Annotated in this window: 12 protein-coding genes; 4 read left to right on the top strand and 8 right to left on the bottom strand. The window is 41.7% G+C overall.

All coding sequences use genetic code 11. The features are described 5' to 3' along the window. Nucleotides 1-440: 440 nt before the first annotated feature. The 3 genes from ASV53_RS18340 to ASV53_RS18330 all read right to left on the bottom strand — a co-directional run bounded on the left by ASV53_RS18340 (nucleotide 441) and on the right by ASV53_RS18330 (nucleotide 1857). Nucleotides 441-794 carry a tRNA-binding protein gene (locus tag ASV53_RS18340; RefSeq protein ID WP_094958154.1) on the bottom strand — a complete coding sequence of 118 codons (354 nt, stop codon included), beginning with the start codon at nucleotides 792-794 and terminating at the stop codon, nucleotides 441-443. 121 nt (nucleotides 795-915) lie between these two features. Beyond that, nucleotides 916-1380: a GNAT family N-acetyltransferase gene (locus ASV53_RS18335; protein ID WP_094958153.1), complete on the bottom strand. Its 465-nt coding sequence runs from the start codon at nucleotides 1378-1380 to the stop codon at nucleotides 916-918. A gap of 111 nt (nucleotides 1381-1491) precedes the next feature. Continuing rightward, nucleotides 1492-1857: a hypothetical protein gene (locus ASV53_RS18330; protein WP_094958152.1), complete on the bottom strand. Its 366-nt coding sequence runs from the start codon at nucleotides 1855-1857 to the stop codon at nucleotides 1492-1494. A gap of 193 nt (nucleotides 1858-2050) precedes the next feature. Here ASV53_RS18330 and ASV53_RS18325 point away from each other — a divergent pair, with 193 nt between their 5' ends. The 4 genes from ASV53_RS18325 to ASV53_RS18310 all read left to right on the top strand — a co-directional run bounded on the left by ASV53_RS18325 (nucleotide 2051) and on the right by ASV53_RS18310 (nucleotide 5618). Then, nucleotides 2051-2938 carry a LysR family transcriptional regulator gene (locus tag ASV53_RS18325; RefSeq protein ID WP_094958151.1) on the top strand — a complete coding sequence of 296 codons (888 nt, stop codon included), beginning with the start codon at nucleotides 2051-2053 and terminating at the stop codon, nucleotides 2936-2938. 134 nt (nucleotides 2939-3072) lie between these two features. Next, a complete protein-coding gene (locus ASV53_RS18320; RefSeq protein WP_062687795.1) occupies nucleotides 3073-3276 on the top strand; it encodes a DUF1656 domain-containing protein in 204 nt (67 codons plus the stop codon). Nucleotides 3277-3288: 12 nt separating this feature from the next. Beyond that, the gene (locus tag ASV53_RS18315; protein ID WP_094958150.1) at nucleotides 3289-4164 is read left to right on the top strand and encodes an HlyD family secretion protein; all 876 of its coding nucleotides are present in this window, start codon (nucleotides 3289-3291) and stop codon (nucleotides 4162-4164) included. A gap of 11 nt (nucleotides 4165-4175) precedes the next feature. After that, the gene (locus tag ASV53_RS18310; protein ID WP_094958149.1) at nucleotides 4176-5618 is read left to right on the top strand and encodes an FUSC family protein; all 1443 of its coding nucleotides are present in this window, start codon (nucleotides 4176-4178) and stop codon (nucleotides 5616-5618) included. A gap of 117 nt (nucleotides 5619-5735) precedes the next feature. Here ASV53_RS18310 and ASV53_RS18305 read toward each other — a convergent pair whose 3' ends face one another. The 5 genes from ASV53_RS18305 to ASV53_RS18285 form a co-directional block, all read right to left on the bottom strand. Further along, a complete protein-coding gene (locus tag ASV53_RS18305) occupies nucleotides 5736-5951 on the bottom strand; it encodes a TIGR02450 family Trp-rich protein (RefSeq protein ID WP_062687698.1) in 216 nt (71 codons plus the stop codon). A gap of 80 nt (nucleotides 5952-6031) precedes the next feature. Then, the gene (locus ASV53_RS18300) at nucleotides 6032-7459 is read right to left on the bottom strand and encodes a histidine kinase sensor domain-containing protein (protein WP_094958148.1); all 1428 of its coding nucleotides are present in this window, start codon (nucleotides 7457-7459) and stop codon (nucleotides 6032-6034) included. Nucleotides 7460-7619: 160 nt separating this feature from the next. After that, entirely contained in the window at nucleotides 7620-8282 is a 663-nt protein-coding gene (locus ASV53_RS18295; RefSeq protein ID WP_062687697.1) for a response regulator transcription factor, read from the bottom strand. 172 nt (nucleotides 8283-8454) lie between these two features. Beyond that, nucleotides 8455-9750: an ABC transporter substrate-binding protein gene (locus tag ASV53_RS18290; RefSeq protein ID WP_439126495.1), complete on the bottom strand. Its 1296-nt coding sequence runs from the start codon at nucleotides 9748-9750 to the stop codon at nucleotides 8455-8457. A 50-nt stretch (nucleotides 9751-9800) separates the two neighbouring features. Beyond that, nucleotides 9801-11780 (bottom strand): HAMP domain-containing methyl-accepting chemotaxis protein, encoded by a 1980-nt coding sequence (locus ASV53_RS18285; RefSeq protein WP_094958146.1) that lies wholly within the window; start codon nucleotides 11778-11780, stop codon nucleotides 9801-9803. Nucleotides 11781-12377: the final 597 nt, after the last annotated feature.

The raw sequence follows: 12377 nt of genomic DNA, 5'->3' as shown, positions 1-12377 counted from the left end.
ACAAGTAACGAGAATTACAAATCCAGAAAGACGAACGAATAATATAATAGAAGTTTTACTGTAATGCGAGCGTAGATTCATATTAACCATGAATAATTAAAGATATGAGTTTTGTTGTATGAAAATAGAGCGACTTACGCAAGCGAGCGCTTAAACGTAAGCCATAACGTAAGCCATAACGTAAGCCATAACGTAAGCCATAACGTAAGCCATAACGTAAGCCATAACGTAAACGATAGGCCTAAGCGGTAGATGTAGGCAATGGAAGTAAACGTTAATGTAAGAATAGAGGCGAAGTTTGGCCCAATCATATTGGGTGCTTTATGAGTATCAAAACCAATTCGACCAATGACCAAACCATTCTTGTCGGTGTATTAACAGAATTGGTATAACAGACGCTCAGCTCACTATTTTACGAAATCAAGCATAGGTCCAAGCTTCTAACCTGCTCGACTACCATTTGGCATCGGAGACTCGGGCATCGCTAAGCATGGAAGCTGCTTATCTGCATAGCCGATATCAAACAACATTCCCTGCGAAACCTCGCCTGCCATCTTCTGTTCAGGCAAATTAACGACAAATAAAGCCTGCTTGCCTTCAATGTCCCTTGGGTTTTCACGCTCCTGCTTAATACCAGCAAGGATTGTGCGAGTATGATCGCCAAAATCAACCGTTAACTTCATTAGCTTTTTGGATTTTTCCACGTCCGAGACTGATGTGATAGTACCGACACGAATATCTAGTTTTTCAAAATCACTGAATGAGATAAGTTCTTTTATGGGTGCAGGTGTCATTTTTACCATCCTTTAAGCTGAAAGATCTATTTACTCTATCAAAAAAATACAGGGTGATGCGTGATCGCCCACACTTAACGTTATGATAAAAATCATTTTTATTGATAAGGCACCGACTAAATTACAACCACTTCTCTAGTATGAAGTTATTCATATTTTGCCCTCTTACCGTGATTGTCTGTTCTCGCACGACGGTAAAACCGTAATGCTCGTAGAAAGGTTTAGCCGTGATGCTGACCTCTGAATACAAACGCGGGATAGCCCTTTTTATTGCCGTGCTAATAACATACTGCATTAGCGCCTTACCCACCCCTTTTCCCTGATAGTGATGGTGACAAAAAAAGTGATCAATCAAACCAGAGGCTTGTAGATCGGTATAGCCAACAATCACACCGTCAATTTCGGCAACAAAAGGTTGAATGCCAGCCATGCGCTGTTGCCAAATATCAAAATCAAAATTGTCTGGCGCCCACGCTTCAACTTGTTTTTGCGAATAATCCCGCGAGTTTACTGTTCGAACCGTATTAAAAAACAGCAACCATAAGGCTTTCGCGTCAGCAATAACATAAGGCCTAATTGTTATCATCGTCACTCCTGTTAACTCATCACGTTCCACTTATTATCTCTCTGCTTATCATGTCTCTGCTAATAAACAATGCAGTCCATCAAAACACAATCTCAGATGCAAGGTCACTAGCTAAAAAACCATGACATGATCCACCAAATAACGCCCGTTTTGATGCACAAGCACCATCTCAGCAACAAACTCACCTTTTGCTTTACTAAATGTCTGCTTCCAAACAAAAACAGCTGAGTCAGGACGTTTAAAAACGGCTACTGCTTCACGTAATGTAAATAAGCCTTTTTCTCGCTGATACTGCAAACAGACTTCCGTTAGGTGGTCAGGCGTAACAATGTCTCGCATGCGTGGTGTGAAATTTTGAGTATGCTTTGCATGATTAATTTCTGTCGATGCCGCCATCAGATTATCCATAATTGGATTAGCAATCGCCCATAACGCACTATCAGACATACCGCTGAAATCGCTTTCTATAACATCCATTATTCTCGCCTTTCCCCATTCAATTCTGTTCTTAACCTAATGCGTTCTAATAACACACACAAAACAGTTCACCATATAAATGTGCACCACGTGAACGACTTTCAAGACTCCCCCCCCTGATGCCAAAGTCTTTTATACACCATAGATATACAGTGCTACAGTTAGGGATGTTCTTTACTCAGCCAGTAGCTACATGAATTTCAGCCTAGAGCAACTCAATGCCTTCGTTACCGTTTACGAGCAGGCCTCCTTCAGCAAAGCCGCGACTAAGCTCAATAAGCACCGCACCACTATGGGTCAGGTTATCTCCAATTTAGAAGATCAACTGGCAATAAAAGTCTTCGAGCGTATTGGCCGATCCGTCAAGCCAACCGAAGACGGTGAACTTTTATATCGCTATGCAAAACAAGCCATTGAACAAGCACGTACTTTTGATCGCGTCGCATTAAGCCTTTCTTACGGCGGGCTAGAATCCGTTACCATTGCATATTGCAGCTTTTTACCTAATAAAGTCCTGACCGATATTCGCGTCAATCTCGCAAAGTCCTTTCCGTCCATGCGTGTTAACTTCCTCGTTCGCACTAAACCTGAAATCAAGAAAGGCATCCAAGACGGTTCAATCCATTTTGGCATGGTTAACGTTCACCAGAGTACACTCATTAACAGTATCGATTATATTCTTCTTAACTATATTGCTTTCGCACCCTTTGTCGGAAAAAGCCACCCTATTGCCGCCATGCCAATCTCGGAGCAATACGGGGCATTAAAAACAAGCCGTCAGCTTGTGTTGAAATCATTAATCGATGATGAAATGGGAGATAAAGTCATTCTCTCACCCAACTATGAAGTTATCGAACAGCTGTCTTTAATTGTGAAGTTTGTAGAGCAAGGACTCGGCTGGTCATTACTGCCAACCAAAATTATCCAAGCTGAATATCTCAGTGAACATTTGCTCAAACTGTCAGCAGAACAATTAAAAGATGATTTAAAAATCCCTGTTGCCCTATGGTGCCCACATTCCAAGCAAATCACTAAAGTGAAAGAGAACATTGTCTCAACGATTTCTCAATATACCCAATAGTCACACTGCCTACGCTTGATTGCTTTTGATGGATCCGATCCATCAAAAGCGATTACGAGTATCAACATTCTCCCGCTATCATAGAACGTCATTCAATTACTTCGTTTATTCGTCCAAAGGTGGCGCTAATTATGATGCCGCATGAAATTGCATTAGGTGAAGTGTACATCCCTCCACTTTTATTAGTTGTTGTCATCGCTTATGCGCTAGCAAGCTTTGTCTTTTTTATTGGCGGGAAGCTCGGTCTGTACCGTTTTATTGCATTTCCCATGATCGCAGAGCTGTGCTTAATGGTTATTTTTGTAAACGTACTCAGCCAATACATCACGATTTTTTAAGAGAAAGATTCAATGCTCAAACGTTATTTCGTCACCTTTATTTTAGTGGTGACAGCTTCAGTGATCCTCTATTCGCAATACCTCACTTACACTCAAAATCCTTGGACGCGCGACGGACAAATCCGTGCATATGTTATTCAAATCACCCCGCGTGTGACCGGGCAAATCAATAGAATGAATATTGAAGATAATGCGCAAGTTAAAAAAGGCGATGTGTTATTTGAGATTGATGCCAGTGTGTATAACAACAACCTTAAAAAAGCGATTGCAGGCCAGAAACAAGCGCTGGCTTTGTTAAATAAAGCCAAAAATGAAGAACGCCGATCACTGAATCTCGTCAAACGCACACCTGGTGCAATTCCAACACTTACCTTGAACAACCTGCACAATGCAGTTGAAACTGCACAAGCCAATGTTTTTGCAGCTGATGCTCTGATCGATGAAGCACAATTAAATTTAACCTATACAAAAATTACGGCACCAACAGATGGCTATATCACGAACTTAAGTCATCGCGTAGGGTCGCAGGTTGTCGCCAACACCCCTGTTGTGGCGTTGATCGACCAAAATAGCTTTTGGGTTGAGGGCTTTTTTAAAGAAACTGATCTCAAAAACGTAAAACCCACAGACAAGGCTTTGGTCACTTTAATGATGTACGATGATCTCCCACTTGAAGGTGAAATCAAAAGCATTGGCTATGGCATTGCGAAACAAGACGGCAGCACGGGCAATGCTTTGCTTCCAAACGTGAACCCTAACTTCCAATGGATCCGTCTAGCGCAACGGATACCAGTAAAAATACACCTTAATAATACACCTCAAGACTTGCAACTTCGTGTTGGCATGACGGCATCTATCAAAATAATGAAAAATAAAACAACAGAATAAGTGAGATCGTCATGCCGATTAGCCCATCGACAAAAAATGCAATCAAAGTTGCGGTATCTGTAGTGTTAGCCATTAGTCTTGCACTTTGGTTTCAATGGGATAAACCTTACTGGTCAGTGATCAGTATCATCGCCATGGCGGTAAATGAAACTTACGGTCACGCTTTACGTAAAGGTCGAAATCGCATGCTCGGTACGTTTTTGGGTATGGGCTACGCCGTCTTTCTTATTGGTTGCTTCTCACAAGATCCACTCCTATTTATTGTCTTCTACACGCTATTTTTAGCTTATTGTGTTTTTATGGCCGGTAACCAACGTTACGGGTATATGTTCACTATCGCTTTCGTTGTTTGCGCCATCATCGCCTCAATTGGTGGTTTTGATAGTACCAATACCTTTAATATTGCTGTATTGCGTATTCAAGAAACATTATTAGGGGTTGTCGTTTACTCCCTTGTCTTTCGCTTACTCTGGCCTCAAGAAACCGAAAGTCATTTCTTCTCAACGCTAAATAGCGTAGTAACGGATCTAAATAGTAGTTATTACACCTTACTTGATAACAAGAACCTTGATACAAGCACTATCGGCAATGTTCAGACGCAAATATATAAACTGCAAGAACTGCTGTCCCTTCCTTTAACGGGCAGTCATCAGCTTCAACATCAGCACCGGAAATGGCGATTCTTCGTTAGCGTGTGTCAACGAGTGCAATCACATATGGAGCATTTATCGCAGGGACAAAACACAGAATCGGAAAAGAGCCAAACGGCTTATTCTGAAAAAGATTTACGCACTTTGGCCTCTGTACTATCGCTGCTGGATAAAGCAACAACAGGCGACGGTGATAACAATGGGAATAGTCATAAAGCGCTACGGCTCTATATTCAGGAGCATGCAGCCAAATTGAAAGTTCCGCTTCAGGAAAGCTCATCATCAACAACGGCAGCATTGGCGCAACAGCCGATGCTCAGTAACGAGACTAAAGCACGGCTGCGTAATGCATTCAAAGCTGTATGCATCTTGCTAACGTGTATGGGGTTGTGGATTTTTATTCCACTGCCTGGCGGAACAATATTCCCCATGATAGCTTCCGTTTTTGCGAATGTGATTGTATCTATGCCAGATAGCATGGTTAAGCAGGCTTTTTGGGGAACACTTGGCTGGGGAGCCGCGATACTTATACAGTACACACTTGTCATGCCAGGGTTTACAGAGTTATGGCAACTGGCGGGTTTCTATGGCATTAATATATTTATCATTTGGAAGCTGTGTGAATCACCAAGCCTCGGAATACAAAAAGTGCTTGGCGGAAATTTACTGGTTGTTTTAACGATGAGCGCCTTACAAAGCACACCCAGCTATAGCATAGAAACACCCTTGCTAATGCTGGTCAATGTCATGATATGCATGGCCGTTATTCGTTTTTATACTGGCTTATTTGCAAGCCAAGCATAAAGCTGTATGACGGCACTTGTAGTGGTCAACTAAGGCGATAAAGGTGCTGGGTAAAGGGCATCTAATATTAAAACCTACTGATACGGCCGATTGTTAAGATCAGTTCAATTAGAGGTTTCATTTCCAGCCTTGCAGCCATAGATCTTCATTCATCAATTCACGCCAATCTATTTCCATTTGTCGCTTCGACATAACAGCCTCGATAATACATAGCTCAACAATACCATCGTCATTAAATACTACTTTAATGACGATAAAGTGTTTCTCTCGGTTAACAGGAGCTGTCGATGTCCACTTGCTATTATATAGTTTCTTCGGTGTGACTTTAGTCATCGTTTTCTTCCAATACAAACGTTAAAAAACTAGCCTATATGCCAAAACAATTATGAACTAAAATCAGAGACTATGGCCTGTTAGATCACGAACAAAAGGGTTATTCGTAATCCACCTTTCCTGCAATTTTCTGCTATTACGCTGCCTTTCATTACTGCCATAGATTCTTTGACTATCGCAAGTCCTAAGCCATTTCCACCCGACAGTTTATCTCGTGAATCTTCTATGCGCGTAAAAGGATCAAATATGCGCTTCAAATGCAAAGGAGAGATCCCGCACCCATCATCCGCTATTTCTAGTTTCACCTTACCATCCGCTTCATACGCTGAAACTCGAATAACAGCATCTTTACCTGCGTATTTAATGGCGTTGCCAATTACGTTTTTAATAGCACGAGACGCTAATCGGCTATCAGCCATAACTAAGGGTAATGTTTTATCAACATAGCAACTAATTGTTTGTCCTGGTAGTTTACTATGTTGTGCTTCCAGCACATGTAAAGAGCAAAGAGCTTCCAGTTGCACAGGCACTAATTGAGGATCGTAGCTCGCATTTTCTAATCGACTAAACTCAAGGATTTCACTCACAAGATCGTTCATCTCGTCGGATTCCCGCTCTAGCCTATCCGCCATTACTTGCTGCTCTTCCGACAGATTACGACGAAGAAGATGAAGCGCAAGGCCATGGCGTGCTAACGGTGTTTTAAGCTCATGTGAAACATCTCGAATTAAGCGCTTTTGTTTTTCCGCAAGTTCATGGATACGATTCGTCATATGATCGAAATCTTTGGCTAACTCACTAAATTCTTTAACACTTTCACCGACTTCACTTGCTACTCGAACAGAAAAGTCACCTTCAGACAAGCGGCGGCTAGCTTCTTGAAGCTGAGTAAGCGGTCGCTGTAAATAACGCGCTAACAAGCCTGAAAATACGGTCAGAATCAACACAGCAATAACAATTTGGCTTAATGCAAAATAATAGCGAAAAGTGTGTGCCGGGTGCTTTTCATGCGGAAACTGAATAACAAGCTGATTACCGTTAGTTAATGGCACAGCAATAATAGGCTGGTTCACTCTATCATCTAAAATTGAGTCTAAACTGCGGATAAAATTGAGCTTGAACTTAAAATGTGGATGCATTTCACGTCCACTCAGTACGTTTTGCTGCGCATCAAGAACAAACAGGTAGTACTCTTGTCCTCTTTCCCAGTCTGCTAGTTCATCCATATCACCTTCTGCAATCATGATTTCAGCCTGCAGAGAAAGAGCAAGCATCTCGCTCTGTACTCGGCTTGGTACATGCAGAAGCGCTTTGATCAACGCATGTTCAGCAACGTTTTGCAGGCCTAATATCAGTAATAAGATGACAGCAAAATACGAAAAAAGCTTATAGGCTAAAGGGCCCTGACGCTTACGTTCAAAAAAGTCATGTCCCAACCATTTGCTATCCACGCTTAAATTGTCTGAGTTTTTATTTTTAAAGAGGTTGATACGTTGGAAATTAAACATGAGTTCTCAATGCAAAAGGCCACGCAATGCGCAGCCTAATGGATAAAATAATGTTAGATATAAAGAGTAAAGCATCGCTTAAAAAACGTTGATAACGCTGATAGCTCGGCGTGAGTTATTCAGCGTGCTTTACTTAATTAATAACGTGTTAAATGATCTTTTAAGAGGCCATCGCTAAGAAGCTATATCCTTTACCACGAATAGTTTTTATGTGCTGCTTAGATAAACCAGATTGCACCATTTTCCGGCGAATATTACTAATATGCATATCAAGGTTACGATCGAATGGGCTTAGGTCTTTTTTGAGCACTTCTTTTTGAAGTTCGGCTTTAGACACTACAATTTCGTTATTTTTAATCAGATACTCAAGCAATTCGAATTCAGTACCAGTTAATGGCAAGCGAGCAATCTGCTGCGATAAATTCTGTTCATTACAATGCTGAGATTGACGCTGACGTTCAAGCCCTACCCGACGAAGGATCGCCGTCATACGTGCCAGCAATTCAGGCACACGAAATGGTTTGGGCATATAGTGATCTGCCCCAGCTTGTAAACCATCCATCATGGATGCTTCATCAGCTAATGCAGTAAGCATCAAGATAGGTGTAGCAAAACGCTGGCAAATACGCCTAGCGACTTGCATGCCATCGATGTTTGGTAGCATGACATCTAACAATACGAGATCGACGGGGTAGTCTTGCATATAAGCTAAAGCAGTTTCACCACAGTGCCTACATTCAACATCATAACCCTCAGCTTCTAATACGTCAGCCAACAACTCGCAGAGCTGTACATCATCATCAATGACTAAAACACGGGACACATTAATTACACCTTAATAAAAACTATTCGTATTTTAATTAACCTTTATAGTCGCTGCAATGATTAGTGTCATTTTTTATCATTCCAAGACGATGTATGTGTATAAGTAACAAAAAAGCACGTTTGCTCTTACACAAAAATGCTTTTTAGTAACCTTTAATGCGCTTATTGTATTATTGACAAACTAACGCTGACTTAGCATTTCTCTGGGGTTCATACCAAGTTACAAGACCTTGTTGAATCGTTTGAGCGGCTTGAGCTGGTGTTATAGACCCGTTAATGACATCTGCACTGGTTTGCCACAACTGGTTTTCTAGTTCTGGTTTTCCCCGTGATAAAATTTGTGCTGAGTTACGAATAGTGGAATCACACTCATCTCGCCACCCCATCATTTCCGCCGCTATCGGATTTTTTACATCAAAAAAATGATTCGATAATGAGAAAAATCCAGGTAAAGCATTGGTCATCAGTTCAGCAAACTCCGCGGTAGTCATCCAGTTAAGAAACGCATTAGCCGCAGGATCATCCTTCGCTTTGCTATTTAAGCCCATCCCCAAGTCAGTATGATCACTGAAATAACACTCACCATTTGCTTTTTCTACTGGTGGTCGAAAAACACCGAGTTCTATGCTTTTATCAAAGGTGGAAATATCCCACGAACCTGTTGGGAAAATCGCAGCTTTACCCGATTTAAATAGCGCAATAGCATCGTTGTAACCGCGCTGTTGATACCCTTTGCCTAGATAAGACTGCCATGATGCAAGTTGAGCAAATGTTTGCTGATAAGCCGCATCAGAGAAACGTTCAGTACCGCGAATTAACGCTAAGCGGCCATCTTCTCCTTTCCAGTGATTAGGCCCAATATTTTGGAAGCCCATGGTGGCGGCTTCCCATTTATCTTTAGTGCCCATCGCTAATGGTATGTACTTGCCATTTTGCTTCACCCGCTCTAGCACTTGCGTAAACTGTGCGGTTGTTTTTGGTGCGTCAATTCCCAGCTCTTTAAATACCGTTTTGTTATAGAAGAAGCCATGAATCACCGATGCCATTGGCAAACAAAATGTTTGTGCACCAGAATCAGTTTGCCACGGGCCTAATGCAAAACTAGGAAAGTTCTCCATTCCCGAGATTTCAGTAATATCACTAAAATACCCTTGTTTGAATAAAGACAGGGACGCATCGAATGGACGACAAGCGATCAAATCACCAGCCGTACCTGCCGCTAAATTTTCAGACAGCTGCGCGTTAAAAGTAGAAGGATCGGCTGGTGCACGATATTCCACTTTTATATTAGGATAATGTTGATTGAATGCAGGAATGATAGTGTTTTTCCATACTGCATCATCATTACGCCATGAATCAATCATAACGCTACCCTTGATACTCGTATCGGCGGCTATGGCTATATTGGTGGAAAAAACAGAGGCCAACACACTGAATACACCAGCGATTCCCCAGCGTGAGAACATCGTTGGCGAACGGCGCATAGCTTGCTTACTATTTAATAACATCATATTCCCTACACCTTAAAGCGTTCGATTAAGGTTTGTTGCTGAGACGCCAGTAACGACAGGGCCTCACTACTATCGGCAGATTCACGCGCTTCATTTTCTGCATTGTAAGCAACGTGCGCTATACCGTTAATGTGTTCAGCGACTTGCTGACTCACAGAGATTTGTTCTTCTGTCGCTAGCGCAACTTGTTCTGCCATCTCATTAATTTGCATCATACGATCGGCAATACTCTGTAAGGTTTGATCCGTTAAACGACTCTGCTCAACGCACTCATCCGTTTGCTGCTGGCTACGGGCCATAACAGAGACAACCTCAGCAGCGCTTTGCTGTAAGTTTTGAATCATATGTTGAATTTCTTCTGTCGATTGCTGTGTTCGGTTTGCTAGCGCACGTACTTCATCAGCAACAACCGCAAAACCTCGGCCTTGTTCGCCCGCTCGTGCTGCTTCAATCGCTGCGTTTAATGCCAGTAAATTCGTTTGTTCGGCAATCCCTCGGATCACATCTAAGATGGTGCCGATATTATTACTAAACCCTTCTAGGTTACGCGTTATGCCTGCAGCTTCAGTAATGTCAGTCGCCAGGCGCTCTGTTATCAAACGGTTTTGAGCAACTTGATTACGGCCAGCTTGAGTTGCTGAATTCGCTTCATTGACTTCTACGACCGTTAAATCGGATGAGCGTGAAATTTCTTTTGCACTGACTTCCAATTCTGAAATGGCAGCAGCAACCTGATCCGTGCGGGCTTTTTGGTCTTCTACACGGCCCATTGCCTGTTCGCTGATATTGGCAGTTTTAGCGGCCTCATCCACTAAACGTGCTGAACCATGGTTAATCTGCTTTAAAATATCCGCCATGCTTTGCGAGAGTTGATCTATCGACTGAGAAAGTGCTCCAAACTCACAAGAAGATTGGTAATTTGTTCGTTGGGTCATATCCCCCGCTGTCATTTTACGTAAAACAACATTGATAGATTTTAATGGCGTATGAATACTTTTTGCTGTTGAGATAGCCACAATAATTGCCACGGCGGCTGAAATCAGAGCACCAAACATGATCATGAATTCTGCATTTGAAACCGCTTCATCGGCCATTTGTCGGCTTTGTGTCGCCACTTGGCGGGCATAACCTACATAGTTTTCTAATGCGTTTTGAGTGGTAGCAACATGAGCAAGTGCTTGTTGGTTCTTATTAACAATTTCATGCTGTAGCCTTTGCTGTTCAGCCATAACCGAAAGCAAACCACTGTTACCTAACGTTAAGTCATGCACCTTTTTTAAGTTTCGGCTATAACGAGCACTTACATCAGGTTCAACATTAATTCGCGCTAAACGCTGGCCTGCAATTTCAATATCTTTTGCTAATACTTTACCTAATGCTGCTAAATCAGTTTCTGCATTTGCACGACGTAAATTTTTCAAATCACGGCCAATACCACTCGTGATCAATTCAGCACGATTATGCATTGAACGTTTTACGCTCGCGCGTTGTAGTAGCAAATTAGCAGCCCATTGGTAGGTATCTTCTAAACGAAGAAACTGCTCATTAAGCTCTGCACGTTGCGTATTGACTGAAACCAACTGGTTATGGAGTGAAATAACAGACTCTGCGGATAAGAAGAAATTGTCAGAGGCAATCAACACAGGGCGCAGCGCATCATGAGCGGATCCGCTGTTCGCTTGCGATATAACGTGCTTTTTAGCTTGTTCAAAGTCAGCTTTTGCACGCTCAAACGCTCGCTTTTTTGCCGTTAACGTTGAGAGTTCATTAGTCATTCTGTATTCCACCAGCATTAACTGGCTTTCCAGAAGATTTGCTAAAAGTTGGCTAGATGAAATAACCATCGGTGTGGAGTTTTCAGTGACATCAAGTAGACGGCTATGGATGCGATTGGTGTTGCTATAGCTAATACCGCCAACAATGGCGATCAAAAGGAACATCAATGCAAAGCCTGCAATAGTTCTTTGTACTATCGAGAGAGACATATTTTACTTCTATATTATGCGTTGCTGTAATGGTATGAACGTTACTGTTCAACACATCAGTATTTTATCAGCCGCCAATATACTTATTTCACACCTCGAATTAAAAACAATAAAATCAGATTTATTAGATAGATCACAGATTTATAAAAAGTAACCGTGGTTCGCGAATGCAGTGGCATTAAGGTTCTTTAGCACGATCCTCAATAAAAGTGACTTTTTTTCATGTTCTTTTTTCAGGAATTGAACTAAATCAAAACAAGCTATTTTTCGCTTATTTCTATCAAGCTAGAGTATTGACTTTACCAGATGCGGCATGATTTCTAGCCTGTGAGGATTTCCCACAGAGTTATTCACAGCTTCTGTGGATAACGAAAGATCTGTGATTAACTTTACCCACTATAAAAACAAACGACTCCCCCTCCTTACAAGGCGTACTAACCATTTGTTTTAAAATACTTTCCTCCTATTAAGGCACAATTTTTAATACCCTTATATAAGTCAAAATGCCCTGTTAATCATTATTTGAACCAAGCAGATGACATGAGCTTAACTTCTGACTTTTCCATAAATGAAAAACAGTTTTTCATTTATTTATAG

It is taken from the genome of Photobacterium sanguinicancri (assembly GCF_002265265.1).
In the GTDB taxonomy this organism is placed as follows: Bacteria; Pseudomonadota; Gammaproteobacteria; order Enterobacterales; family Vibrionaceae; genus Photobacterium; species Photobacterium sanguinicancri.
Note: the sequence above shows the minus strand (reverse complement) of the source record. Positions and strands in the feature narration are given on the sequence as shown.